This is a genomic window from Vibrio neonatus (genome assembly GCF_024346975.1).
GTDB lineage: Bacteria > Pseudomonadota > Gammaproteobacteria > Enterobacterales > Vibrionaceae > Vibrio > Vibrio neonatus.
Genome location: NZ_AP024885.1, coordinates 2,275,061 through 2,301,207, shown reverse-complemented (window position 1 = coordinate 2,301,207; position 26,147 = coordinate 2,275,061). Strand labels below are relative to the sequence as shown.

General features: G+C 43.5%; 26 protein-coding genes and 1 other RNA gene. 18 read left to right on the top strand and 9 right to left on the bottom strand.

Annotated features, from left to right (window positions below; translation table 11 throughout):
- Positions 1–2: 2 nt before the first annotated feature.
- The 3 genes from fbaA to OCU38_RS10630 all read left to right on the top strand — a co-directional run bounded on the left by fbaA (position 3) and on the right by OCU38_RS10630 (position 3,168).
- Positions 3–1,079, top strand: coding sequence for a class II fructose-bisphosphate aldolase (fbaA, locus tag OCU38_RS10640; RefSeq protein WP_152819432.1), 1,077 nt, complete (start codon positions 3–5; stop codon positions 1,077–1,079).
- 431 nt (positions 1,080–1,510) lie between these two features.
- Positions 1,511–2,332, top strand: coding sequence for a small-conductance mechanosensitive channel MscS (gene mscS / locus OCU38_RS10635; protein ID WP_261824280.1), 822 nt, complete (start codon positions 1,511–1,513; stop codon positions 2,330–2,332).
- A gap of 131 nt (positions 2,333–2,463) precedes the next feature.
- The gene (locus OCU38_RS10630; RefSeq protein ID WP_261823053.1) at positions 2,464–3,168 is read left to right on the top strand and encodes an oxidative stress defense protein; all 705 of its coding nucleotides are present in this window, start codon (positions 2,464–2,466) and stop codon (positions 3,166–3,168) included.
- Between the two features lie 110 nt (positions 3,169–3,278).
- Here the strand turns inward: OCU38_RS10630 and serA are convergent, their stop codons facing one another.
- The 5 genes from serA to zapA all read right to left on the bottom strand — a co-directional run bounded on the left by serA (position 3,279) and on the right by zapA (position 6,554).
- Complete coding sequence (gene serA, locus OCU38_RS10625; RefSeq protein WP_261823052.1) at positions 3,279–4,508, bottom strand: phosphoglycerate dehydrogenase; 1,230 nt, start codon at positions 4,506–4,508, stop codon at positions 3,279–3,281.
- A gap of 208 nt (positions 4,509–4,716) precedes the next feature.
- On the bottom strand, positions 4,717–5,373 hold the full coding sequence (gene rpiA, locus OCU38_RS10620; RefSeq protein ID WP_261823051.1) for a ribose-5-phosphate isomerase RpiA: 657 nt from the start codon (positions 5,371–5,373) through the stop codon (positions 4,717–4,719).
- 74 nt (positions 5,374–5,447) lie between these two features.
- Positions 5,448–6,047 (bottom strand): 5-formyltetrahydrofolate cyclo-ligase, encoded by a 600-nt coding sequence (locus OCU38_RS10615; protein ID WP_261823050.1) that lies wholly within the window; start codon positions 6,045–6,047, stop codon positions 5,448–5,450.
- A gap of 1 nt (position 6,048) precedes the next feature.
- A non-coding RNA gene (ssrS, locus tag OCU38_RS10610) (6S RNA) lies at positions 6,049–6,233 on the bottom strand.
- A 30-nt stretch (positions 6,234–6,263) separates the two neighbouring features.
- Positions 6,264–6,554 (bottom strand): cell division protein ZapA, encoded by a 291-nt coding sequence (gene zapA / locus OCU38_RS10605; protein ID WP_023405094.1) that lies wholly within the window; start codon positions 6,552–6,554, stop codon positions 6,264–6,266.
- A gap of 288 nt (positions 6,555–6,842) precedes the next feature.
- On the opposite strand from zapA, the gene OCU38_RS10600 reads away from it, so the two are divergent.
- Genes OCU38_RS10600 through OCU38_RS10590 form a run of 3 tightly spaced genes read left to right on the top strand, consistent with a single transcriptional unit; the run spans position 6,843 to position 9,815 of the window.
- Positions 6,843–7,409: a YecA/YgfB family protein gene (locus OCU38_RS10600; RefSeq protein WP_261823049.1), complete on the top strand. Its 567-nt coding sequence runs from the start codon at positions 6,843–6,845 to the stop codon at positions 7,407–7,409.
- A gap of 37 nt (positions 7,410–7,446) precedes the next feature.
- A complete protein-coding gene (gene ubiH / locus OCU38_RS10595; RefSeq protein ID WP_261823048.1) occupies positions 7,447–8,604 on the top strand; it encodes a 2-octaprenyl-6-methoxyphenyl hydroxylase in 1,158 nt (385 codons plus the stop codon).
- A gap of 8 nt (positions 8,605–8,612) precedes the next feature.
- Positions 8,613–9,815 (top strand): FAD-dependent 2-octaprenylphenol hydroxylase, encoded by a 1,203-nt coding sequence (locus tag OCU38_RS10590; protein WP_261823047.1) that lies wholly within the window; start codon positions 8,613–8,615, stop codon positions 9,813–9,815.
- A 54-nt stretch (positions 9,816–9,869) separates the two neighbouring features.
- Here OCU38_RS10590 and OCU38_RS10585 read toward each other — a convergent pair whose 3' ends face one another.
- Together OCU38_RS10585 and ygfZ are read right to left on the bottom strand one after the other, a co-directional pair.
- Positions 9,870–10,076, bottom strand: coding sequence for a DUF1107 domain-containing protein (locus OCU38_RS10585; protein ID WP_021712297.1), 207 nt, complete (start codon positions 10,074–10,076; stop codon positions 9,870–9,872).
- Between the two features lie 410 nt (positions 10,077–10,486).
- On the bottom strand, positions 10,487–11,428 hold the full coding sequence (gene ygfZ, locus OCU38_RS10580; RefSeq protein ID WP_261823046.1) for a tRNA-modifying protein YgfZ: 942 nt from the start codon (positions 11,426–11,428) through the stop codon (positions 10,487–10,489).
- A gap of 263 nt (positions 11,429–11,691) precedes the next feature.
- Between ygfZ and OCU38_RS10575 the strand changes: the two genes are divergently transcribed.
- A complete protein-coding gene (locus OCU38_RS10575; RefSeq protein ID WP_261823045.1) occupies positions 11,692–11,955 on the top strand; it encodes an FAD assembly factor SdhE in 264 nt (87 codons plus the stop codon).
- Between the two features lie 91 nt (positions 11,956–12,046).
- Here the strand turns inward: OCU38_RS10575 and nadB are convergent, their stop codons facing one another.
- Positions 12,047–13,678 (bottom strand): L-aspartate oxidase, encoded by a 1,632-nt coding sequence (nadB, locus tag OCU38_RS10570; RefSeq protein ID WP_023404995.1) that lies wholly within the window; start codon positions 13,676–13,678, stop codon positions 12,047–12,049.
- A gap of 379 nt (positions 13,679–14,057) precedes the next feature.
- Between nadB and rpoE the strand changes: the two genes are divergently transcribed.
- From rpoE to acpS, 11 genes are all read left to right on the top strand, one after another.
- Complete coding sequence (rpoE, locus tag OCU38_RS10565) at positions 14,058–14,636, top strand: RNA polymerase sigma factor RpoE (RefSeq protein ID WP_023404996.1); 579 nt, start codon at positions 14,058–14,060, stop codon at positions 14,634–14,636.
- A 24-nt stretch (positions 14,637–14,660) separates the two neighbouring features.
- A complete protein-coding gene (locus tag OCU38_RS10560) occupies positions 14,661–15,278 on the top strand; it encodes an RseA family anti-sigma factor (RefSeq protein ID WP_261823044.1) in 618 nt (205 codons plus the stop codon).
- Positions 15,275–16,222, top strand: coding sequence for a sigma-E factor regulatory protein RseB (rseB, locus tag OCU38_RS10555; protein ID WP_261823043.1), 948 nt, complete (start codon positions 15,275–15,277; stop codon positions 16,220–16,222). Before OCU38_RS10560 ends, rseB begins: the two co-directional genes overlap by 4 nt.
- A gap of 15 nt (positions 16,223–16,237) precedes the next feature.
- Positions 16,238–16,732, top strand: a complete 495-nt coding sequence (locus tag OCU38_RS10550) for a SoxR reducing system RseC family protein (RefSeq protein ID WP_261823042.1) — start codon at positions 16,238–16,240, stop codon at positions 16,730–16,732.
- Between the two features lie 109 nt (positions 16,733–16,841).
- Positions 16,842–18,635 carry a translation elongation factor 4 gene (lepA, locus tag OCU38_RS10545; RefSeq protein WP_261823041.1) on the top strand — a complete coding sequence of 598 codons (1,794 nt, stop codon included), beginning with the start codon at positions 16,842–16,844 and terminating at the stop codon, positions 18,633–18,635.
- A gap of 97 nt (positions 18,636–18,732) precedes the next feature.
- Positions 18,733–19,629, top strand: a complete 897-nt coding sequence (gene lepB / locus OCU38_RS10540; protein ID WP_152819441.1) for a signal peptidase I — start codon at positions 18,733–18,735, stop codon at positions 19,627–19,629.
- A 9-nt stretch (positions 19,630–19,638) separates the two neighbouring features.
- Complete coding sequence (gene rnc, locus OCU38_RS10535; RefSeq protein ID WP_261823040.1) at positions 19,639–20,316, top strand: ribonuclease III; 678 nt, start codon at positions 19,639–19,641, stop codon at positions 20,314–20,316.
- Positions 20,309–21,307 (top strand): GTPase Era, encoded by a 999-nt coding sequence (gene era, locus OCU38_RS10530; protein WP_261823039.1) that lies wholly within the window; start codon positions 20,309–20,311, stop codon positions 21,305–21,307. The genes rnc and era overlap by 8 nt, the downstream gene beginning before the upstream one ends.
- Before the next feature lie 54 nt (positions 21,308–21,361).
- Positions 21,362–22,081 carry a DNA repair protein RecO gene (recO, locus tag OCU38_RS10525; protein WP_261823038.1) on the top strand — a complete coding sequence of 240 codons (720 nt, stop codon included), beginning with the start codon at positions 21,362–21,364 and terminating at the stop codon, positions 22,079–22,081.
- Complete coding sequence (pdxJ, locus tag OCU38_RS10520; protein WP_261823037.1) at positions 22,078–22,809, top strand: pyridoxine 5'-phosphate synthase; 732 nt, start codon at positions 22,078–22,080, stop codon at positions 22,807–22,809. Before recO ends, pdxJ begins: the two co-directional genes overlap by 4 nt.
- Positions 22,809–23,207, top strand: a complete 399-nt coding sequence (gene acpS / locus OCU38_RS10515; RefSeq protein ID WP_261823036.1) for a holo-ACP synthase — start codon at positions 22,809–22,811, stop codon at positions 23,205–23,207. Before pdxJ ends, acpS begins: the two co-directional genes overlap by 1 nt.
- 46 nt (positions 23,208–23,253) lie before the next feature.
- Here acpS and barA read toward each other — a convergent pair whose 3' ends face one another.
- Positions 23,254–26,010, bottom strand: a complete 2,757-nt coding sequence (gene barA, locus OCU38_RS10510; RefSeq protein ID WP_261823035.1) for a two-component sensor histidine kinase BarA — start codon at positions 26,008–26,010, stop codon at positions 23,254–23,256.
- Positions 26,011–26,147 lie beyond the last annotated feature (137 nt).

Genomic DNA, 26,147 nt, shown 5'->3' with positions numbered 1-26,147 from the left:
CCATGTCTAAGATCTTCGATTTTGTAAAACCTGGTGTTATCTCTGGTGATGACGTTCAAAAAGTATTTGAAGTAGCAAAAGAAAATGGTTTTGCTCTTCCTGCTGTAAACGTTGTAAACACTGATTCTGTAAATGGTGTACTAGAAGCGGCTGCAAAAGTTAAAGCTCCTGTAGTTGTTCAATTCTCTAACGGTGGCGCTGGCTTCTTTGCTGGTAAAGGCGTTAAATTAGAAGGTCAAGGTGCACAAATCCTTGGCGGTATCGCTGGCGCTAAATATGTTCATGCTGTTGCAGAAACATACGGTGTTCCAGTTATTCTTCACACTGACCACGCAGCTAAGAAACTACTTCCTTGGATTGACGGTCTACTAGACGCTGGTGAAGAGTTCTTCGCTCAAACTGGTAAGCCTCTATTTTCTTCTCACATGATTGACCTTTCTGAAGAGTCTCTAGAAGAAAACATCGAAATCTGTTCTAAGTACCTAGCGCGCATGGCTAAAATGGGTATGACTCTAGAAATCGAACTAGGTTGTACTGGCGGTGAAGAAGATGGCGTTGATAACTCTGATATGGATGCATCTGAACTGTACACTTCTCCTGAAGATGTTGCTTACGCATACGAAAAACTGAGTGCTATCAGCCCTCGTTTCACTATCGCAGCATCTTTCGGTAACGTACACGGTGTTTACCAAGCGGGTAACGTAGTGCTTACTCCAACTATCCTACGTGACTCTCAAGCATACTGTTCAGAGAAATTTGGTATCGCACCAAATGCTCTTAACTTTGTATTCCACGGTGGTTCTGGTTCTTCTGAAGCAGAAATCAAAGAGTCTATCGGCTACGGTGTTATCAAAATGAACATCGATACTGATACTCAGTGGGCAACTTGGGACGGCATCCGTACTTACGAAGCTAAAAACCACGATTACCTACAAGGTCAAATCGGTAACCCAACGGGTGAAGCAGCGCCGAACAAGAAGTTCTACGATCCTCGCGTATGGCTACGTGCTGGTCAATCTTCAATGGTGACTCGTCTTGAGAAAGCCTTTGCTGATCTTAACGCGATTGACGTATTGTAATACGCCTGCAAGCTACTAATTAAATTAAAAAAACCCGCTATTTAGCGGGTTTTTTTTGTCTTGTGTACTATAGTTTTTAGGTGCAGTTTTTAAGGACAGTCTTTAATACCAATCACACTAAGTAAGTGTTCAGAGCTAGCGCAGGAAAAATGCTCGAGAACAAGGCAGGATTTTTCGATAAGTAGTTATTCTACAATCAAAAATTCTAACGCCGTTATCGAGCATTTTAACAAGCTAGAATGACCAGTTATTTAGTACGATTGGTATAAAGCCTTCAGAAGGTTATGTTTTGACAGAAGTCTGACTTATAACGGACATATGGAAGTATGATGCTGGTCACAGTTTATTTGTAACACTTTATTACGGAAGAGAAATTTACAATGTCACAAGAAACTCCCCAAATCCCAAACGTAGATGCCCTTCATGAAGGTATGCAAGATGCCCATCATTGGTTCGTAAATAATACAGACCTTCTGATCGGCTATGCGATGAATATCATTACCGCAGTTCTCATTCTATTTATTGGTAATATTATTACTAAGATGATTGCGAACAGTGTCTCTAAAATGCTTAAAAAGCGTGATTTAGACAAAGCCGTTATTGATTTTGTTCATGCAATGGTGCGTTACCTACTGTTTGTTATCGTATTGATTGCTGCTCTAGGTCGTCTAGGTGTTCAAACTGCTTCCGTAGTCGCTATTATTGGTGCTGCTGGTTTAGCGGTTGGTCTTGCTCTGCAAGGTTCATTGTCTAACTTTGCCGCTGGCGTACTTATCGTTGCATTCCGTCCGTTTAAATCTGGCGATTATGTTGAGATTGGTGGTGTTGCCGGTTCTGTTGACTCTATCCAAATTTTCCAAACGGTATTAACGACACCAGATAATAAAATGGTGGTAGTGCCGAATGGCAGTGTTATTGGCAGTCCAATCACTAACTACTCTCGCCATGAAACCCGTCGTATTGATTACGTGATAGGGGTTTCTTACAGTGCCGACTTGAAGAAAACTGAACAAGTTATTCGTCAGACACTGGAAGCTGAAGAGCGTCTACTAAAAGACAAAGGTATTCAGATTGGTGTGGTTGAGCTTGCTGATTCTTCAGTAAACTTTGTCGTTCGCCCTTGGTGTCGCACTGCTGACTATTGGGATGTGTATTTCGATATGCTTAAAGCGATTAAAATTGCTCTGGATGAAAACGGTATTGAAATCCCGTATCCACAAATGGATGTGCATCTAAATAAAATTGCTGAGTAAAGCAAACTCATTCAATACAAACGCGCCTTATGGCGCGTTTTTTGTATCTATTCTATATAACTAGTATCTGTTCTATATAAATAGATACTGACTATCAGAATGTCTGAATTATCAAAAGGGAAGGGTGTCAGATGAAGATGAATAATGGAATAAAGTGTGTTTTTTTAGGAACGCTATTGGCGATATGCTCGTTAGCTGTGCAGGCGCAAGCGGTAAATTTTCCGCACATAAACACCACTGGATATGGCGAAGTGCTTGCTGAGCCGGATATGGCAGAATTTAGTGTGCAAGTGGTAATGGTGCAAGAGAGCGCAGAGCAAGCAAAACAAAAAGCCGATCAAGTAGTGGATGATTTTTTACAACAACTGCAAGCATTAGGAGTGCCAAGAGAAGATATTAAAAGCGGTAATATTCAGTTATTGCCACAAATGCACTATCCGAAAAATGCTAAGCCAGAACAAAAAGGCTACCGCGCGGTACGAAAAGTCAAAGTCACCACCGATAACTTAGATATGCTGCCTAAGTTAATGGATACAGCGCTTAAATCGGGCGTGAATCGTATTGATAGAGTTCAGTTAGGGGTTAAAGATCCATCCAAGTATCAAGCCATTGCACGCAGTGAGGCAATTAAAGATGCTCAGTTAAAGGCTAAATCTGTTGCTGAAGGTTTTGCTAAAACTTTGGGTGATGTATGGCAAGTAAACTATCAAGCTGCGCAAGCGCGACCTATGTTATCTCGCACTATGGCGATGGATTCATCGGAGCGAGCGAATAGCTATCAAGACACTACGATAGTGATTAAAGACAGAGTTGAAGTGATTTATAAGCTTAAATAAACCAAGCTATAGGCAACACAAGCCAAGACTAAAAAGCCCTTACTGTCCTTTATTACATAGGCTCAGTAAGGGCTTTATTATTCTCTAATGTCTATTTTTTGATAAGACGATTAGTGAAGTAGACGAGCGCGGATAGTGCCGTCGATTTCTTTTAGTTTATCCAGTGCTTCTTGAGAGCGAGCCGCTTCTACATCAATCACAACATAACCAATGTGGCTATTCGTTTGTAGGTACTGACCTGCAATGTTGATGCCCGCACTAGCAAAGATGGTGTTAATTTGAGTTAGGATACCTGGGCGGTTTTCATGGATGTGTAGCAAGCGAGAAGTGCCTTTATGTTGTGGCAGAGATACCGCAGGGAAGTTCACACTTGATAGTGTTGAACCGTTGTCTGAGTATTTAGCCAGCTTACCAGCAACTTCAACGCCGATGTTCTCTTGTGCTTCTTGAGTAGAACCACCTACGTGCGGCGTTAGGATAACATTGTCGAACTTCATTAGTGGAGACTCAAATGCATCAGCATTTGTTTTTGGCTCTACAGGGAATACATCGACAGCGGCGCCTGATAGGTGTTTCGATTCTAGAGCATCACACAGCGCTGGGATATCAACTACAGTACCGCGAGCGGCGTTGATGAAGATAGCGCCTGGCTTCATTAGTGCAAACTGCTCTGCGCCCATCATATCTTTAGTATCTGCTGTTTCAGGGACATGCAAACTAATCACATCACACTTATTGAGCAGTTCAGCCATAGTTGAAACTTGGGTGGCATTACCTAAAGAAAGTTTATTTTCAATGTCGTAGAAGTAAACACGCATACCTAGGTTTTCAGCAATGATACTTAGCTGAGTACCAATGTGACCATAACCTATAATACCCAAACGCTTGCCACGTGCTTCGTTAGAGTGATCGGCACTTTTCTTCCAGATACCGCGGTGAGCTAATGCATTCTTCTCTGGAATGCCGCGCATTAATAGCAGAATTTGACCAAGAACCAACTCTGCCACACTACGAGTGTTTGAGAATGGTGCGTTAAATACAGGTACGCCTTTCACAGCCGCAGCTTTTAGGTCAACCTGATTGGTACCAATACAGAAACAACCGATAGCAACTAGCTTGTCTGCTGCCGCTAAAACGCGTTCATTCAGGTTTGTACGAGAGCGAATACCAATAAAGTGTACGTCTTTGATTGCTTCAATGAGCTCTTCTTCAGAAATAGAGCCTTTGTGGTATTGAATGTTGGAGTAACCCGCGGCCTCTAGCACTTCAACTGATGAAGGGTGAAGCCCCTCTAGAAGTAGTATTTTTATTTTATCTTTGTGCAAAGAGACTCTAGTCATTGTGGTTATTCCTTAACATTTAGTAAATTAATTTCGAAAAGCAAACGTTTTCCAAAGTAGGCTGTCTTTAAATTATCAAAAAAAGAACAGTTTGGGTAAGAAAATTACAATAAAAAAAAAGCAGAGGCTATTTTTAGCCTCTGCTTTCATTAATGTTCAATAAAATCAGTGTATTAACTTTATTGTTAAAGCCGAAATATATATATTATTACTCTTCGATCTTAGCGCCAGCAGGTGTGCCGGTAATCACTACGTCCGCACCACGATGCGCAAATAGACCAACAGTTACTACGCCCGGTAGTGCATTCACTTGATCTTCAAGTTGCTTGGCGTTGCTGATTTTTAAACTGTGCACATCTAGAATGATATTGCCGTTATCAGTAATAACGCCTTCACGGTAAACAGGGTCACCACCAAGTTTTACCAGTTCACGAGCAACATATGAGCGAGCCATAGGAATCACTTCCACAGGAAGAGGGAAGTTACCTAGAACATCAACCGCTTTAGTGCCGTCAACAATACAGATGAATTTTTCAGAAATAGCCGCAACAATTTTTTCTCTAGTTAGCGCTGCGCCGCCGCCTTTGATCATTTCTTTATTAGCGTTAATTTCATCAGCGCCATCAACATAGACATCCAGTGAAGCTACGTCGTTACAATCAAATACTTTAATACCTAATTTTTCTAGCTTCTCAGTTGATGCGATAGAGCTAGACACAGCCCCTTTGATTTTATCGCTCATTGTACCCAAGGCATCAATAAAATGGTTTACGGTCGAGCCTGTTCCTACACCGACAATTGCGCCAGCTTCAACGTATTTAAGTGCTGCCCAACCAGCTTCTTTTTTCATTTCATCTTGGGTCATTCTAGTTCTCCAGATCGAGAGTAAAGGGATCAGCAAGAGTATATACTCATCTGTGAAATATTTGAATCAAGTGCTTACGATGAAAGTGACCAATTCCAAGTCTTGCTGGGAGTGACAATTTTATTGAGCGGCACATCCCACTCTTCGATAGGGAGCTCGGCAAGCTGCTGGCAGTCATGGGCAATACCAATCGCTTTTGGACCATTGCCGTCAATAAAAGGTGCTAACGTTCGGTCGTAGTATCCGCCGCCCATACCTAGACGATGCCCATGTACATCAAAGGCAACCAGTGGCGTGAATATCACATCAAGTTCAGCGACAGGAATAATATTGCTCACAGATAGCTTAGGTTCGAAAATACCGTATTTATTGGCTATGAGTTCAGTGGTGGGGGTGAGTCTAAGGAAAAGCAAATGGCCTTTTGCAAAAGGGTGCAACACAGGAACATAAGTATTGATGTTGTTTTCCCAGCACCATTGAATGGCTAATTCGGGATTGATTTCGCCATCATTCGCCAAATACAGCGCAATATGTTTAGCCTGAGTAAGCTCGGGAAGTTGTTTAAATTGCTCAATTAATTGCAAGGAAGCAAAAGTTTGTTGAGACGTTGTGAGTGCACTGCGAAGCGTGCGAATGTGCTTACGTATCTCGTTACGAGTTGCGGGTAATTGCATGAGGGACCCCAGAGTGCCGTTGCGGATTTTGGCCCTTGAACCAGCTGGTTCAAGGCGGATCAGCAATGAGGACCGTAGGCTTCTCGATACGAGTCGAGCTTGCTCAATAGCCATCAAGTACTAACCCTTAAGGGTTGCTTATCGGCTCAGGGACATAAATCCAGCTGACGCACACCCCAGGGTAATTTTAATTCTGCCGTCCAGTTGGCTACTTTTTTACTCTTTCGTTAGAGCTTTGTCTAGCTTGTCATCCAGAAACTCAAGGCGCTGCGCGATATCTTGTTGAATTTCGCTACTTGCCTCTTGTTCTAACAATTCATAGCAAATATTTAGAGCTGCTATGGTAATGAGTTTCTCGGTATTAGCGACTTTTGTTTTGTCCGCCATATCCTTAATACGTTGATCAAGGTTAAGTGCAGCCTGTCGTAATGCATCTTCTTTGCCGACAGGGCAATTTACTCGAGTGATCTTACCTAAAATTTCAACTTCAACTGCTTGACTGCTCATGCTAGATAACTCATTGCTGCTCCAAAAGTCTGTGCATCCCATGCACATACAGGCAAGAAACTATAGAAAAACCCCCACCAAGATTCAAGCTTTTCCGAACATGAGCATCAGGTTATGGTGCTAACTAGTCAGAAACAAAGCAATTTGCTCATTTGATCTACATTCTTGATATAGAAGCATAGTAGTATTTGAACAGAACTGACTAGTTTGCATGCTGATTTGCATCTGTAATGAGTTCCAGTCAAATGATAAGATAATGCGATTAATCCCTAATAGGAATTGTACCTCATGAGTCAGATCTCTTTACCTAATTACCTCACCGTTGCTGATGAACTAAAGACAGCAGAAATTGCAATTACTCCTGCTGAAATGCATGGTCTTCTAATTGGCATGTTAAGCGGTGGATTAAGCAACGATAGCGAAGCATGGCAATCCCTATTATTTGACTACACCAATGATGGAATGGGTTGGCCGATGGCGTGTCTAGCGATTGCTGAACAAAGCCTTAAACTGGCTCGTGCTGAATTGGCGGATGATAATTTTGAGCTAAGCACATTGCTACCTGAAGACCAAGATATTCAGGTGTACGCACAAGCAATGGCGGAGTGGGTAAGTCACTTTGTCTCGGGGCTTGGCTTAATTGATGCACAGATGAATAAGGCTAGTGCTCAAACCAAAGAAGCCCTGCAAGACCTGCTAGAAATTGCAAAACTTGAAGTGGATGCAGAAGATGATCAAGAAGAACAAGCCGCGCTTTTAGAGCAAGTTCTTGAACATGTTAAAGTGTGCGTACTGACTATTCACACTGAATTAGGTCGCAAACCGGCAAAACCAGAGTCTAAGACTGTTCATTAATTGAGTTTAGTGAGTTAAGTAAGAAGGAAGCTTTCTATTGCAGTACGATGTGATTGTTATTGGTGGCGCAATGAGCGGGGCGACACTCGCGCTAGCGTTAAGCCGTACCGCCAATAAAAAAGTGGCTGTAGTAGAAGCGTTCTCTGAGTCACTACAGCACCCCGGATTCGATTCTAGAGCGATAGCCCTATCTTTGGGAAGTATCGAGCTGTTACGTCGTTATGGGCTGTGGCAAGCACTCTCTAGTGATGCCACGCCGATTAATCGTATCGATGTGTCAGATCGTGGACACTTCGCACAAACCGGTTTTAATGCCAAGCAGTTGGATAAGCCCTTGTTAGGCGCAGTGGTTGAGCTTGCTAATGTTGGCGCGGTATACCGAGAGCAATTACAGCTTGATGCGAACATAGACGTTTTTTGTCCAGATGCCATTGTCGATATCGTGCAACAACAGCAGCATATTGAGGCGGTATTGGAATCTGGTACTCGTTTATGCGGGCAATTAGTGGTGGCGGCGGATGGCGCAAATTCTAAAGTTGCAGAGCTGATTAAAAACCCTAAATCACTCGATGATTTCGAGCAGCATGCGCTGATTACCAATATAGAGCTAGATAAAGCGCACAACAATCAAGCTTATGAGCGATTTACTTCCCATGGTCCAGTCGCATTATTGCCTATGACAGGTAAGCGTATGTCACTGGTGTGGTGTATGAAAGAGCCGATGCTGCAACAGGCTCTGTCTTGGAGTAAAGCGCAATTCTTAGATGAATTACAGCAAGAATTTGGTTGGCGTTTAGGGCGGTTTGATAAAGTGGGCGCATTAGCCAGTTATCCCTTACAACTGCATAAGCGTGAACGTTTAATTCATCATCGCATAGCCTTTGTCGGCAATGCGGCGCAAACCTTGCACCCTATTGCAGGGCAAGGGTTTAATCTGGGCATTCGTGATGTGGCAGGCTTGGTTGATGTATTGGCTCAGCATACCGATTGTGGCGATTATTCCTGTTTAGCCCAATTTAGAGATAACCGAGAAGCGGATCGCGAGGCAACTTGTGACATGACCTCAGCATTGGTCAGAATATTTTCAAATGATTGGTTACCTATGGTGGTAGCTAGAAACCTAGGGCTTGCTATCTTCGACATAGCCCCCTGTATACAAGGCCCGGTCAAGAACCGTAGTCTAGGACTGGTGTAGAACATACAATGATTAAAAATGTAGACTTAGTGATTGTCGGTGGTGGCATGGTCGGGCTAACCCTAGCCTTGGCACTCAAAGAGACGGACATTCGAATTGCGATTATTGAAAGCAATGCACCGACTGAAGTGAGTGAACAGCCTGCATCAAGAGTCTCAGCGCTGAGCCGAGCCAGTGAAAAAATACTGCACAAATTAGGTGCTTGGCCAGAGATCTTAAATAACCGCTATACCCCTTACACTGCTATGCAAGTCTGGGAAAAAGACGCTTTCTCTAGCATTGATTTTTCAGCCGCTGATCTTTTTGAAGATAACCTTGGGCATATTGTTGAGAATCAAATTATTCAACACGCCTTACTTGAGCAAGTCAAAACGCTAGATAATGTCACCTTATTCCATGCCAATCTTTGCACTAATTTAGCGGTTGGCGAAAGAGAAGCTTGGCTCACCTTAGATAATGGACAAAACCTGACCGCCAAACTTGTGGTGGCTGCCGATGGCGCAAACTCTTGGGTTCGTCAGCAACAAGACTTCCCATTAACTGAGTGGGATTATGAGCATACCGCCATAGTCAGCAATGTCGAGATGGAAGAGCCGCATCAACATGTGGCAAGACAGGTGTTTACTCCCTCTGGGCCATTAGCCTTCTTACCGCTACATGAGCCTAATTTATGCTCTATAGTGTGGTCGCAAAACACCGATAGAGCACAGCAACTGATGCAAGCGACCGAAGAAGAGTTTTGCAAACAGTTGGCGGTCGATTTTGATATGCGTTTAGGTAAGGTAAAGCAGCTTAGTGGTCGCACGGCGATACCTTTAAAAATGCGCTACGCTCGTGATTTTGCGAAACAGCGAGTGGCGTTAATCGGTGATGCTGCGCATACCATTCACCCATTAGCAGGGCAGGGCGTGAACTTAGGTTTACTGGATGCCGCAACGTTAGCTGAAGAAATAGAAAAATATTGGAACAAGGGCAAAGATATTGGTGAATACGCCAATTTGCGTCATTTTGAGCGTTGGAGAAAAGCCGAAGCGGTCAAAATGATCTCTAGTATGCAAGGCTTCAAAGAGTTGTTTGCTGGAGATGATCCTTTAAAGAAACTGTTTCGTGGTGTAGGCATGAGCCTAGTCGGGACCTTGCCCGGAATGAAAAATGAAGTGATACGTCACGCCCTTGGCCTAAAAGGCGACCTGCCAAAACTGGCTAAATAAAAGTGTGTGACTAACTAATAAAAAAGGAGGCAATTGCCTCCTTATTTTAGCCAACTAAATATAGCAAGCTCTAAGCCTTTTCACCTCAGTGTTCACTTCAGTTACTGCTTTGAAGTGACGCTCTTCGGCGTGATGTGGGAGGATTAACTTCCCATTATCAAACTCAAACTTACCAATACCGTAAATGAAAATTCTTCCCTTGAATAACCTACTTACGTGTTTTGCAATCATGCTTGGAACATAACGCTTGAACAGTCTCATTTCTGATACCTTTATAATTTTAATTTATTCTTTGCCTCCATGGCGGGGCACATTATAAATAGTTTGTTCTACAAAATTGTGATGCAACTAGATTAATAAACAGAACACCTAGGTTTCTTGACGTTTTTATCTGGTTTTGTGGTCTTGGTTGAATTTTAATAGTGACCACTTCCCCATCGCTAGTTATACGTGCTGATAAAATATACTATCAGTGCGCTTACATTCATATAGACAGCGTGTTGTTAGAAAAAGTTCTATCACTATGGGTAAATATAGTCGATAAGGATGTAAGAGGAGGTAACAGAGTCAGGTATGAAGGGTGTTTGTTTATAAAAAGTAGAAAACCTAGCTCTTGAGAACTAGGTTTCAGTGTAAGGTTTTTGTGAGCTTTTATGGGGTAAATTACGTTTTTATTCGTCTAAATCGTATGGCAACTCAACTAAGTGCCAGAATGCGTCACTATCGCCTGCCAGTTTAAAGCGAGTATCAAACTCAATATCTTTGTTCAGTACGATCAGAGCCAGAGCATCCCCATTTTCATTACAATATTGAGCAATAGCTTCACCCGCTCCGCGCCAATTGTCGCCGACGGCACGTTCAAACGTGAATGGAGTGGTTGCATTTCCCTTGCCTTGGATTAAGCGCATTACCTTTTTATTAGTACCGCGATATTTGGCGCGGGCTACCGTCTCTTGTCCGGTATAGCAGCCTTTTTCAAAGCTAATACCACCTAATGCTTGTAGGTTTAGCATTTGAGGAATATGGGTGTTCTGTTGAGCCGCGGTAAGGCGAGGAAGTCCTGCTCTTACATCAAAGTAGTCCCAATAATTCGGTTGTACTTTTTCTGCATCGGTTAATTTTTCAGTTAGCGCAGCAACGGCACTTTCATCTACTAGTAATAGCCAGCGCATAGCGTCAATTTTTACTGCGCTACCAAAACCAAGCTCTCGTACATCCCCAGTGTTTTCACTTATTGAGTCTATGAAGGCTTCGGCTTGCTCACCAAGTATGCCAAGGCTAACTTGTTGCGAGTTGATTTCAATATCAACCTTAGAGAATACCGAGTACTTTTTGATTTCTTGAAGTGCGGTCTCTATACCTGACTTGTGTTGCCATAAAGCGTAACCACCCTTGTGGTGAAATAAGCGAAATAGACTCCACATTTTACCTTTTGCATCACAATGGGCGCCTAAAGTAGCTTCTGTCGCCTCTAATTGCACAACATCGCACGTCACTTGGCCTTGCAGGTAAGACTTACTTTCTTCCCCTATTGCAGTGATCGATTGCCAGTCAGCCAATTCAGTCCATGCTAAAGGTGGGGTGTTTAAAGATACAGAAGGTTGCGCGCTCATAGTGGTTCCTTGAACTCAGTCGTTTTGTCTATGGTAATCAGAATTTGGCTTGATGTCTAAGGGCGGAATTTTAGTTAAGAGACTATTTTCAATAATATTCAGTAATAAAACCAATCGAGTCATTCACTTATTACCCTAGCTTGTTTTCAGCATTTTTCCTTGGTTATTTCTGAATACTAAATTACTGTGATTGATCTAATAGTTACCTTGGTTGAGTGCTGTTACACTCAAATCAAGGGAATGAGTTTAATTTGAGGTAAAGCATGTATACACCTGAACAAAAGGCGCGTATTAAATGGGCGTGTCGTCGAGGCATGTTAGAACTGGATGTCGTGATTATGCCGTTCTTTGAAGAGTGTTTTGACGAGCTAACCGAGCAAGAAAAGAAAGACTTTGTAGCGCTGCTTGAGTGTGATGATCCAGATTTGTTTACTTGGGTTATGGGGCATGGACGCAGTGAAAACTTAGCGCTAGCCGCTATGGTCGACAAAGTTGTGGCACACAATTTAAGTAAAGTACGCTCGTAATTTATCTTATTGAAAAATAAACAGAACAAAAAGAAAGGCGCTCAATATCATTTAGCATTGAGCGCCTTTTTAGTTTTCGGTTACATATAGCCTAGTTAGGGTATGTTCTATTGGAATGGTGAGGCACCAAAATAGTCGGTTTAGCTTCTTCAAGCATCTCTGGGTAATCAAGCGTGTAGTGTAAGCCACGGCTCTCTTTACGCTCCATTGCACAGCGCACCATAAGATCCGCCACTTGCAGCAAGTTACGTAACTCAAGCAGGTTATTTGATACGCGGAAGTTGCTGTAGTAATCGTGCACTTCTTGTTGTAGCAGTTGAATGCGGTGTAGGGCACGCTCTAATCGTTTATCAGTACGTACAATGCCCATGTAATCCCACATAAACAGTCTTAGTTCATGCCAGTTGTGCTGTAGAACAACTTCTTCGTCAGAGTTATTTACCTGACTTTCATCCCAACAAGGTAGGTTGCCGGGCATTTGTGCATCATCCAGTTGCTCAAGAATGCTTTCAGCGGCAGACCAAGCGTATACCACACACTCTAGCAATGAGTTAGATGCCATGCGGTTTGCACCGTGTAGTCCGGTGTAGCTCACTTCTCCAATTGCATATAGTTGTTCCACATCGGTTTGCCCTTGAGGGTTTACCATTACGCCGCCACAGGTGTAGTGCGCTGCAGGAACAATTGGGATTTGCTCTTTAGTCATATCTAAACCTAGGTCTTGCAGACGTAGGTGGATAGTCGGGAAGTGTTTAGTAATAAATTCAGCTGATTTATGACTGATGTCCAAGTACATACAGTCTGCACCTAAACGTTTCATTTCATAGTCAATGGCGCGAGCAACGATATCGCGTGGCGCAAGTTCTTCGCGCGGGTCGAAATCGGGCATAAAGCGAGTGCCGTCAGGACGACGCAGATATGCACCTTCACCACGAAGTGCTTCAGTCAGCAAAAAGTTACGTGCTTCTGGGTGGAATAGACACGTTGGGTGGAATTGGTTGAACTCAAGGTTAGCCACACGACAACCTGCGCGCCATGCCATAGCGATACCGTCACCCGATGATACGTCTGGGTTACTGGTGTATTGGTACACTTTTGATGCGCCACCTGTGGCAAGTACGACAAATTTTGCGGCAATTGTTTCTACATGCTCTGAGTCGCGGTTCCATACATAAGCACCGACCACTTTGCTTGAGTCACCACCGGTTTTATCTTCGGTGATAAGGTCAACAGCATTATGGCGTTCTAGCACAGTAATGTTAGGGTGGTTTAGCACGTTCTCTTGCAAAGAAGTTTGCATTGCCATGCCTGTTGCATCTGCGGCATGCAGAATGCGGCGGTGACTATGACCACCTTCACGAGTTAAGTGATAACGAGGCTGCTCGCCACTTTTTTGTGACTCTTCTTGGTCAAAAGGCACGCCGCCATCAATAAGCCATTGCACACATTTTTTGGCGTTTTCAGCAATAAACTGAACTTTGTCTTTTTCACATAAGCCAGCGCCTGCAATCAGCGTGTCTTCTACATGTGACTCTACAGTATCTGATTCATCAAATACCGCGGCGATACCGCCTTGTGCGTAAAAGGTAGCCCCTTCTCGGCTTAGACTTTTACTTAACACAATAACTTTAGATTTTTTTGCGACACGAAGGGCTAGCGAAAGTCCTGCGGCACCACTACCGATAACCAATACATCACATTGATGCTGAGCGATTGAATTCATTGATATATTTTATCCTATTTCGATTAGGCTCTATCGCCTTCCATTAACCACTCGTCGAACACTTTATATCTTATAGTTTTGACGTGTTCTTAACCCAGACGAGGACTAGGGTGCTACTATTCGACTACTAGTTGTCGCGCAAAGCAATGCGTTGTATCAAGTTTTTAATCTTAGACTTAAGTTCGTTTCTAGTGGCCATCAAGCGTCTAGTACATCACATTTTGGACCAAGTTATAAAAAAAACATAACCAAAATGAACTTTTGTGTCTCGATTGAGTCACAATAGTGCTCTAGTAATCGATGGTGTCAATAATACATTATGCATTGATAAAACTCATATCTGAGAAGATGAGAGCTGAACATAGGAGTAAAAGCTCGAATGAACGAGCAGTTGACCGATCAGGTATTGATTGAGCGGATTCAAAATGGAGACAAGCAAGCCTTTAATCTTTTGGTGGTTAAATACCAAAATAAGGTGTGTAACTTGATCTCTAGGTATGTGAACAACCAAAGTGATGTCGCTGATGTAGCCCAAGAAGCCTTTATTAAGGCGTATCGTGCTATCCCTAACTTTAGGGGAGAAAGTGCCTTTTATACTTGGTTGTATCGTATTGCGGTCAATACCGCAAAAAATCACCTTGTTGCGTTAGGGCGCAGACCGCCTGCAACGGATGTGGATGCTGAAGACGCTGAATATATAGAAACTGGTAATGCGCTAAAAGAAATTTCGAACCCTGAAAACTTAGCGTTGTCCAATGAATTGAAAGAGGTAGTTTTCAATGCAATTGAAGCACTGCCCGAAGATCTAAAAACAGCAATGACGTTGCGAGAACTTGATGGTTTGAGCTATGAAGACATAGCCGCCGTTATGGAGTGTCCAGTGGGCACAGTTCGTTCGCGAATATTTAGAGCTCGAGAAGCGGTAGAGAAAAAAATGCAACCGCTTCTTCAGCGTTAGAAAATAATCACAATGGTGAATGTAATGTCTAACAAAGAGAAAATCTCAGCATTGATGGATGGAGAGTCGGTAGACTTGAGTTTGATCTCTGAGGTAGAACACGAGAAGGATGCTCAACAAACGTGGCAAAATTACCATCTCATTGGTGATGTTATGCGTGGTGATGCAAAACAAGGCGCAGACTGGGATATTGCTAGCAAAGTCGCACTTGCCCTTGAAGATGAGCCAGCTCACTCAAGCAATGTGCATCCAATGCTAGAAGAACAACCAACGCCAGCGACAGTTAAAAAAGGCCTTCCTCAATGGCTCACCCAATTTGGTCAGGTAGCCGTGGCTGCTTGCGTTTCTTTTGCGGTTATTGTGGGAGTTCAGCAGTACGGCGGTAGCGTAGACGGTAATGCGTCACAAGCGCCTGAAACACTGCCTGTGCTACAAACTATTCCTATTGCAGGTAGTGCAGAGCCTGTGAGCTTAACTCGTGACTCAGTGCGAGCTAAGTCAGAGTCTAGCAACATTTCAGCGAAAGATGAGCAACTTGCCGAGCAACGTCGCCGTATCAATACAGTATTGCAAGACTATGAGCTACAGCTTCGCCTAAACCATAGCGAAACGAGCTCTGACGTAGAAACGGAAATCAAATGAAGAAATTTCTGGCCAGTGTGTGCGCGCTGCTCAGCTTAACAGCCTCTCCTTTAGCCTTAGCTGATGAGAACTCAGCTGAGGCCCTAATCTACAAAATGAGTACTGCAACTGAGACTCTCAACTACGAGATGTCCTATGTGCTGATTCGAAAGAGTAGTATTGAGCCTTTGGTGTATCGCCAAGCAAATGACAATGACACTCGATTTGCTCAGCTGTTGTATTTAAGTGGACCCGTGCGCGAAGTGATTCGTCGTGGTGGAGAGATCAGTTACATCGAGCCCGGCATTGACCCTTTTACCATCGCATCCGATAAAATGGTTGCGCCGTTAATGCCTATGCTTAGCATTAACCCAGACAAGCTAAAACTCTATTACGATTTTGTCAAAGTTGGACGTGCACGCGAAGCGGGCGCTCCAAGTGAAGTAGTTCGCGTGGTGCCAAAAGATGGACAGCGTTACTCTTACATTATGTGGATTGATGAAAGAACAGCGCTGCCTTTGCGTGCTGATCTTATTGATCGTGACGGCGAAATCATCGAGCAATACAGAACCGTGTCTTATTCTATTTCTGATCACTTGATTCCAATTATGAAGGGGCTTGAAAAAGCAACTTTACCGGATGTGGTTACTTTGCCAGATGGCAGTGTGGATGAGATCTCATGGAATGCCGAGTGGATGCCAAAAGGCTTTGTAAGTAAAAAAATGCAAAGTCATCCATTATTTGGTTCAGATCGCATTGTTGAAAGCCAAATATATTCCGATGGATTATTTCAATTTTCTATTTATGTCGCCCCAGAAGATGACCAATCATTGAAGCGTCAATTGGTGCGACAAGGCAGACGTACGCTACAAAGTGCTATTATGAACAAACATGAAGTCATAGTAGTCGGAGATATTCCTCCACGTACGGCGCAGCGTATATTACAATCGGTGACTTTCCACTAGCTAGGTGTAAAGACCATGATGAATGCATTAGCTCAGGTGACCAAAGTGACACAAGTGTCATCACCTGAAACCGATGAAGCGGTATTTAAAGTCGATCTGACCTGTGAGCAACAGACCAGTTGTAGTGGCTGTGCCTCTAAATCAAGCTGTGCCACAGGGCAGGTGACCAAAGCCATAGGCAATAAAGAGCATGCTTGGTCAGTGACTACCTCAACCGTCGTCGCCAAAGGCGATATTGTTGAAATAGGCTTGCCAGAAAAAGCCCTACTGTCAGCGGCAGCCTTAGTGTATCTAGTGCCTTTGCTGTTCCTGTTCCTTGGCGCTCTAGTCGGCACCGAAATCTCTAATGTGATGTTAGATGGTCATGAATGGCTGAGCATAGTGCTTGGCGTAGGCTTTGCGTGTATAGGTGGGGCAGTAGTAAAAGCTAAATTAAAGCGTACTAATCACCAATCTGAGCAGCAAGTCACCTTAATTCGCACCTTAGGTCAGCCACTAGAAGTAAAATGAAGATAGCGACAAGCGCCGAAATTCGGTAGAATCTGCCAATCTGAGCCAAATGATGAGTGTAAACATCATTTCCCCTTTCAATTTTGTATGAGTCTAACCACACCTTACTATGAAGAACATTCGTAACTTTTCGATTATTGCCCACATTGACCACGGTAAATCCACCCTATCAGATCGTTTAATACAAGTCTGTGGGGGTCTTAGCTCTCGTGAAATGGAGGCGCAAGTTCTTGATTCTATGGATCTTGAAAGAGAACGCGGTATCACCATTAAATCTCAAAGTGTGACCTTAGACTACGTAGCAAATGATGGGGAAACCTATCAATTGAACTTCATCGATACTCCAGGACACGTAGACTTCTCATACGAAGTATCTCGTTCACTTGCTGCTTGTGAAGGCGCATTGCTGGTGGTTGATGCAGGTCAGGGTGTTGAAGCGCAAACTTTGGCTAACTGTTATACCGCTATTGAAATGGATCTAGAGGTTGTGCCAATCCTTAACAAGATTGACCTTCCGGCTGCTGATCCTGAGCGTGTTTCAGAAGAAATTGAAGAGATCGTTGGTATCGATGCTTTAGAAGCTGTGCGCTGTTCGGCGAAAACAGGTCTTGGCGTTGATGAAGTGTTGGAAGAAATCGTGAAAGCGATCCCAGCACCAGAAGGTGATCCTGACGGCCCATTACAGGCGTTGATCATCGATTCATGGTTTGATAACTACCTTGGCGTTGTTTCACTTGTGCGTATCAAAAACGGCAAGCTAAAGAAAAACGACAAAATTAAAGTGATGAGCACAGGCCAAGTATGGGGTGTGGATCGTCTAGGTATCTTTACTCCTAAACGTATTGATACAGATGGGTTAAATACTGGCGAAGTAGGCTGGGTTGTCTGTGGTATCAAGGATATTCTTGGTGCACCAGTAGGCGATACTTTAACTCACGCTAAAGGCGGCTGTGAAACTGCACTGCCAGGTTTCCAAAAAGTGAAGCCTCAGGTATACGCAGGTCTATTCCCTGTATCATCAGATGATTACGAAAACTTCCGTGATGCGCTAGGCAAATTGAGCCTAAACGATGCGTCACTGTTTTATGAGCCAGAAAGCTCAGCTGCACTAGGTTTTGGTTTCCGCTGTGGTTTCTTGGGTATGCTTCACATGGAAGTTATTCAAGAGCGTCTAGAGCGTGAATATGACCTTGACCTAATCACTACAGCACCAACTGTAGTGTATGAAGTTGAGAAAACTAACGGCGAAGTTTTATATGTAGATAGCCCAGCTAAACTACCTGCAGTTAACGATTTAGAAGCTATCCGTGAACCAATCGCACGTTGTAATATCTTAGTGCCATCGGATTACCTAGGTAACGTTATTACGCTTTGTGTTGAAAAACGCGGTATTCAGGTGGATATGGTTTATCACGGTAACCAAGTCGCATTGACTTACGACCTGCCTATGGCAGAAGTTGTTTTGGACTTCTTTGATCGTCTAAAATCCACTTCTCGTGGTTATGCATCATTGGATTACAACTTTCATCGCTACGAAGAATCAAGCATGGTTCGCGTAGATGTATTGCTCAATGGTGATACAGTAGATGCATTGGCAATTATCACGCACAAAGATAACTCTCAAACTCGTGGTCGCCAGTTGGTTGAGAAAATGAAAGAGTTCATTCCTCGCCAAATGTTTGATATTGCAATTCAAGCCGCGATTGGTAACCACATTATTGCTCGCTCTACCGTTAAGCAGTTACGTAAAAACGTAATAGCAAAATGTTATGGTGGTGATGTGAGTCGTAAGAAGAAACTATTGAAGAAGCAGAAAGAAGGTAAAAAGCGTATGAAGCAAATCGGTAACGTTGAGCTTCCGCAAGAGGCTTTCCTTGCTATTCTTCATGTCGGCAAAGATTAACCATTCAAAAATGGTTAGATAATAATTGCAAAGTGAAAGAGTTATTGGCTCTTTCACTTTCGTTGTTTTAGAAACATATAAATTTTAAGGGATTTCAATGGCTAATACGTTTTCACTAATCCTAGTCATAGTGACTTTGGTTACTGGTATTGTCTACGCTTTAGAGAAGCTAGTTTGGGCGAAGAAACGAGCAGCCAAGGTGGCGGACGTTGAAGCGCAAACCAATGGTTTGGATGAAGAAACGAAAGCAAAAGTAGAAAATCAACCGTGGTGGGTAGAAAACAGTGTTTCTATCTTCCCAGTGATTGCCTTTGTATTGATTTTGCGTTCGTTTATTTATGAACCGTTTCAAATCCCTTCAGGTTCTATGATGCCAACGTTGCTAGTGGGTGATTTCATCGTAGTAGAGAAGTTCTCTTACGGTTTGAAAGATCCGGTATGGCGCACACAGTTGGTCGAAACAGGTAAGCCTGAGCGCGGTGATATTGCGGTATTTAAATTCCCACCGCAACCGAGCATTGACTACATTAAACGAGTAATTGGCTTGCCGGGCGATACTATTCGCTATACTCAAGAGAAGAAACTTTGTATTAAACCAAGTGGTGAGAAGCAGTGTAAACCAGTGCCTCTAACTAACTATACGGAAAGCGAGTTTGTACAAAATAATGTCCCATTGATTCGTCTAGACGAAACAATGGGTGAACATCAGCACCAAGTATTGGTGAACCCTCTACGCCAAGATAACGTATCTGCGTATCAGCCTAGACCTGGTGTTCGTGAGTGGATTGTGCCAGAAGGGCATTATTTCATGATGGGTGACAACCGTGATAACAGCGCTGATAGCCGTTATTGGGGCTTTGTGCCAGAAGCCAATTTAGTTGGCAAAGCAGTTGGTATTTGGATGAGTTTTGAGTTTGATCGTGACAACGACAGCTTCTTACCTTCATGGATTCCAACCGGTATTCGTTTGAACCGCATTGGCGGTATAGAGTAATCAGAGAGTATGAATTCTCAATTAAACAGATTAGAAAAATGCATTGGTTATAAGTTTAACGACATTAATAACCTACACTTGGCGCTGACACACCGCAGCGCCAATGGCAAACATAATGAGCGACTAGAATTTCTGGGCGATTCAATTTTAAGTTTTGTCATCACTGATGATTTGTACCATCGTTTTCCTAAGGTAAACGAAGGTGATATGAGTCGAATGCGCGCAACCTTAGTAAGAGGAAAAACTCTGGCTGAATTAGCACGTGAATTCGAACTCGGAGACTACTTAAAATTAGGTCCAGGTGAATTGAAAAGTGGCGGTTTCCGTCGTGATTCAATTCTAGCGGATGCGGTAGAAGCGATTATCGGTTCTGTATACCTAGACAGTGGTACAGAAACGGTACGTGCAATGGTCTTAGGATGGTATATGAGCCGTCTTGAAGCGATTGAACCTGGCGTATCACAAAAAGATCCTAAGACACGTCTACAGGAATTCTTGCAGGGGCGTCGTAAGCCTCTACCGACTTATGAAGTGATCAAGATAAAAGGTGAGGCTCATAACCAAGAGTTCACTGTTGATTGTATTGTTTCGGGTATTGAAAAGCCTTTCACTGGCAAGGGAACAAGTCGCCGTAAAGCTGAGCAAGCGGCTGCCGAACTTGCGTTGGAGAAACTAACAAATGTCTAATCACGATCAACCAGAAGACCAAGCAGACGATCAAGGCATTGATCTAGATGCATATTTTGCCTCGAACAATCAGAGCGAAGCTACCTCAACGGAAAATCAACACTGTGGTTTTATTGCCATTGTGGGTCGACCAAACGTAGGTAAATCAACGCTGCTGAACCATATTCTTGGGCAAAAGATTTCAATCACGTCACGTAAACCACAAACCACGCGTCACCGCATTATGGGTGTGGATACCGACGGTGATTATCAAGCGATTTTCGTTGATACCCCAGGGTTACACATCGAAGAAAAGCGTGCGATCAACCGTTTGATGAACCGTGCAGCAAACAGTTCTTTAAGTGATGTTAACTTGGTTTTCTTCTTGGTTGATGGCACTCACTGGACTGCTGATGATGAAATGGTGCTGAATAAATTAAAAGCTGCTAATTTCCCAGTTGTGTTGTGTGTGAACAAAGTTGATAAGGTTCAAGACCGCAACCTTGTGATGCAACACATGCAAGAAATGACGGAAAAAATGGACTTTGTTGATATCGTTCCTATTTCTGCCAAGCTAGGTAAGAACACAGATGTACTGCGTAAGCACGTGCGTGATTTCTTACCTAAAGCAACGCATCACTTCCCTGAAGAGTATGTCACAGACCGTTCACAGCGCTTTATGGCATCTGAAATCGTGCGTGAGAAACTCATGCGTTTCACCGGTGATGAACTGCCTTATTCAGTAACAGTTGAAGTGGAACGTTTTGACTACAACCCTGATAACGACGGTTTCCATATCAATGCCCTTATCTTAGTTGAGAGAAGTGGTCAGAAGAAAATGGTGATCGGCAAGGGTGGCGAGAAAATCAAAACCATCGGCCGTGAAGCTCGACTGGATATGGAAGAGTTGTTTGGTCGCAAGGTCTACCTTGAAACTTGGGTTAAAGTTAAGTCGGGTTGGGCTGATGATGAGCGAGCACTTCGTTCATTAGGCTATATGGACGACCTATAAAAACACATCCTAAAACTCCACCGCCTTGGTGGAGTTTTTTATAGTATCTATTTTATGTCGGTAATTGACGGATTTCAGCGCTGTTTTGTATTACATCGCCGTCCCTATACAGAATCGAGTTTGATCTTAGATGTTTTCTCTGAAGAGTTTGGTCGAGTCACGATCCTCAGTAAGGGAGGCAGAAGCAAGCGCTCACCTTTAAAAGGCGCATTGCAGTCATTTACGCCACTTTTGCTTAAGTGGTCTGGCGGTGGATCAATGAAAACACTGCGACAGGCTGAGCCTATTAGCCTCGGATTACCTTTGAGCGGAGTCAGCCTTTACTCTGCTATGTATATCAACGAAATTCTCGCCCGTGTTATCGCCCAAGAAGTGCCGTATCCAGAACTGTTTATTGATTACCTGCACGCCTTAACTGAACTGGCGCAAGCGGATAATCCTGAGCCAGCGCTGCGCCGTTTTGAATTAGCCCTGCTCAATGCACTCGGCTATGGGGTGGATTTTCTACATTGCACAGGTACTGGGATGCCTATCGATCCGCAGATGACTTACCGCTATCGAGAACAGCAAGGATTCATTGCTTCGGTGCGAAAAGATAACCTCACTTTTAAGGGTGAAGATCTGATTGCGTTAAGTGAAAGACGTTTTATCTCAAAATCACAACTGAGTTCGGCAAAGCGCTTTACACGTATAGCCTTAAAGCCTTATCTTGGCGGAAAACCAATAAAAAGTCGGGAGTTGTTTATGCCCCGAACACGGAGTATCAAAAAATGAATCCAATCTTACTTGGGGTCAACATTGACCATATCGCGACCCTACGAAATGCTCGTGGAACTAAATACCCAGATCCTGTGCATGCAGCTGATATTGCTGAGCGCGCTGGAGCGGATGGCATTACCGTTCACTTAAGAGAAGACCGCCGTCACATCAAAGACAGAGACGTACGCATACTGGCAGAAACTCTGCAAACGCGCATGAATTTAGAAATGGCAGTGACCGATGAAATGGTTGAAATTGCCTTAAAAACAAAGCCTGAGTTTGTTTGTCTTGTGCCTGAAAAACGTGAAGAACTGACCACAGAAGGCGGACTAGATGTTGTCGGTCAGCTAGAGAAAATTACAGCGGCAACCAAAACATTGAGCGACGCTGGAATTAAAGTCTCTTTGTTTATCGATCCAAACCAAGCGCAAATTGATGCCTCTAAAGCGGCAGGTGCTCCTTTCATTGAGCTGCACACTGGTCATTACGCTGATGCAGAAACAGAAGAAGAGCAACACAAAGAGCTGGCTGTGATCGCTAAAGCTGCTACTTACGCATCTGCGCAAGGCATCATTGTGAATGCGGGCCACGGCCTGACTTACCACAACGTCGCCGCAGTCGCTGCTTTACCAGAAATCTATGAGCTTAATATTGGTCACTCAATTATCGGCCGCGCTGCATTTGAAGGCTTAGAAAAAGCCGTTTCAGATATGAAAGCGATTATGGATCAGGCTCGTAAATAATGGCGATTGTTGGCTTAGGTACGGATATTGCTGAGATTGAGCGCGTTGAAAAAGCACTTAATCGAACAGGGCTACCTTTTGCGCAACGCATTTTAACTGAGTCAGAAATGGCTCAGTTTGAAAAGCTTAATTTAAAGGCTAAGTTTCTGGCTAAACGTTTTGCCGCTAAAGAAGCCGCTTCAAAAGCGTTAGGTACAGGTATTGCGCAAGGCGTTTCGTTTCAAGACTTTACGGTCAGTAACGATGAGCTAGGTAAGCCACAATTGCTCCTGTCAGGTAAAGCATTGCAAATATCTAAGCAATTAGGGGCAACCCATGTACACCTTTCTATATCCGATGAAAGGCACTATGCAGTCGCCACCGTCATTCTTGAAAGTGATACCAATTGCACTAAATAACAGATCATTCTAGCGCACTTACTTAGTGTGATTAATGGTATTCATTCTAAAGGTACAAATTCGCGGTAGTTTGTACCTTTTCCATTTCATCTTGCAACTCTAAAAGCTCTGGCTCCACATCATCAATAGAGTCTCCTGAACGCAGCATTTGCTCTAATTGAGCACAGGCTTTTTTCAGTTTAGGCACGCCACAATAACTGCAACTGCCATGCAACTTATGAATGTGATGAATAAGCTCATCTTTTGATGACAACTGCTCATCAATGGCTTGCTCGACAACCTGATTGACCTCTGGAATATAGTCGACCAGCATTTGTAGCATCTCTTTGGCTAACTCTTCTTTCCCTGCTGGCTGAGCTAATGCGGCGCGCCAATCGATAATGACATCACTACTGGAAGGTTTAGATGCAATTAGAGGCGGAATCATAGGCTCTGGCACTTCGATGGAGTGTCCACCCCAGTGATTAAGCAGTTTTAAAAGTACCGGCTCTTCAATCGGTTTGGTGAGGTAATCATCCATGCCAGCTTTTAGTAATCGGTCTCTCTCGCCACTCATTGCGTGCGCGGTGACAGCAATAATTGGCGTATCTTTATTGCTGGCGGTTTTCTTAATCGCTTGGCAAGCGGCTACACCGTCAATGCCCGGCATTTGAATATCCATCAGAATCAAATCAAATTGATGATGGGTGGCTTCATCAACCGCAGACTGTCCATCGGAGCAGGTGACAACAGACTCAACATGCTCATTGAGCAGGGCACAAATGAGTTTTAGGTTGGCTGGGTTATCATCAACGGCCATGACTTTTAATGGCAATTTATCTAACAAGATAGGCTCAGGTTTGTCATACACAGATAAATCATCATCTTGATTTCTCAGCATAGCTTGTATGATCTTAGTGCGGGTCAGAGGCTTGATAATACACGACACCGCATGTTGTTCGATCAAGGTTTCAGACAGCGCAAGTTGGTTACTTGGCAGACCAATAATGACGTTAGGGCAGACCGCTTTAGCTTGGCTGATAAAGTCGATAAGCTCAGTTTCACTGATGATCTCGTTGACTGGAACGTTATAGAACATGTAATCGTGAGGGGTGATGGTTTCTGGTAAAGCTGAGCGATATTGCGTAGCGATGTTTTCTTGAGTCAGCATTTGCTGCAACACATTTGCCGCTTGTAAATTCTGCTCTATTAGCAGTACTTCTTTACCTCGGATAGAAGAAAGATCGGTCTGCTCCATAGGTAAATCGGTAGCATTGAGTCGAATGGTAAACCAGAAGGTTGAGCCTTGGTGTAGACGACTGGTTAAACTGATTTCTCCGCCCATTTGGCGCACCAGTTTTTGGGTGATTACTAGCCCCAAACCGGTACCGCCATAGCGTCTAGAGATGCTAGCATCGGCTTGGCTAAAGGCTTGGAATAACTGAGCTTGCTGGCGCTCAGAGATACCAATACCGGTATCTTTCACCATAAATTGAATTTCAACTTGCTCTTCTTTTTGGGTGCGTAATTCAATGCTGACATCAATGTTGCCGCGCTCAGTAAACTTGATCGCATTGCCCACTAAGTTAGTCAGTACTTGCTGAATACGCAGTGAGTCACCAACAACGCCTGCTGGGATCTTAGGATCAACTTTAAGAGTTAACTCTAAGCCTTTTTCATGAGCACTTGGCGCTTGCAGGTTAACCACTTCTTCCAGTGATTCTTGGAAATCAAACGGAATGTTTTCCAATAGTAACTTACTGGCTTCGAGTTTAGAGAAGTCCAAAATATCATTGATGATACTCAGAAGATTATTTGCCGAACGTTCAATGGTTTGTAAATAATCCGTCTGGCTATGAGAAAGATTGGTTTTGAGCATTTGGCGGGTAAAGCCAATCACACCATTTAGTGGCGTTCTAAGCTCGTGCGACATATTGGCAAGGAATTCAGATTTAACTCTTGCGGCTTCTTGAGCCCGTTTTTTCGCAATATCTAATTCAACGTTCTGAATTTCTAACTGTTCTAAGGTCTCTCTAAGATCAGAGGTTGCCTGATCAATGCTGTGCTGCATCTCTATATGGTATTCCGACAACGACATTGCCATTGAGTTGATACCATTTTTCAGCGAGTTGAGCTCACCGTGCATCTTGCCTTCAATCCGCACATCCAATTGTCCGCGCCGGATGCGGTCAACACTGTTTTTCAGGTGGGTGATTGGCGCGGTAATATCTTGCATTAACCGATAAGCAAAGAAGGCGGAAAGCCCGACCCCTAAAAACATCACCACTAATGCCACCACAATTTCTTGATACTGCTGTAAGCGTAAACTGGAGAGATCGAGCTCAATAGCAATATAACCGAGAATTTGGTCACTTTGTTTGGCATCTGCTTGCGGGGCGACAAACTGCGCTTCTGCAATAATCGGGGTTCGGATAATTAAGCGGGTGTCGATAAGCTCGACCGTACTGTGCAGCGGAATAGGTTCGGACTTCTTAAACATCAAACTTTGAAAGTTAGGATGAAAATTTGAAGTCACAAATAGTTCGTGATGCGCATCGAATACTGCGATACTTCGCACTACATCGGAACGTTTTCTATGGCTGTAGCTTATTAATTGTCGCACCGCTTCGCGATTTTGCTGCAACATGGCAAATTCACTGGCAATGGCCAATGGTTCTACAATATTTGTACCCGCAGTAATGAGCTGTGCCTCTAGGTCGTTATATCGATTAGAGGTGAAAAATAGGCTCAGTAACATACCGACAATCAGCGTCGGTGCAAGAGTGAGTGTTATTACGCGGGCACGAAGTCCATATCTGGTCATGTTTTATTAATGCGTCGGATGTGAAAAAATAAGCCGTGACAGGCTTTCAAATTTTGTAAACTTGAACCTAAGTCTAAATCATTGAAATTAAAATTGCTTCCTAAGAACAGAGTCAGGCTAAAAATGTAGCGAAAAGC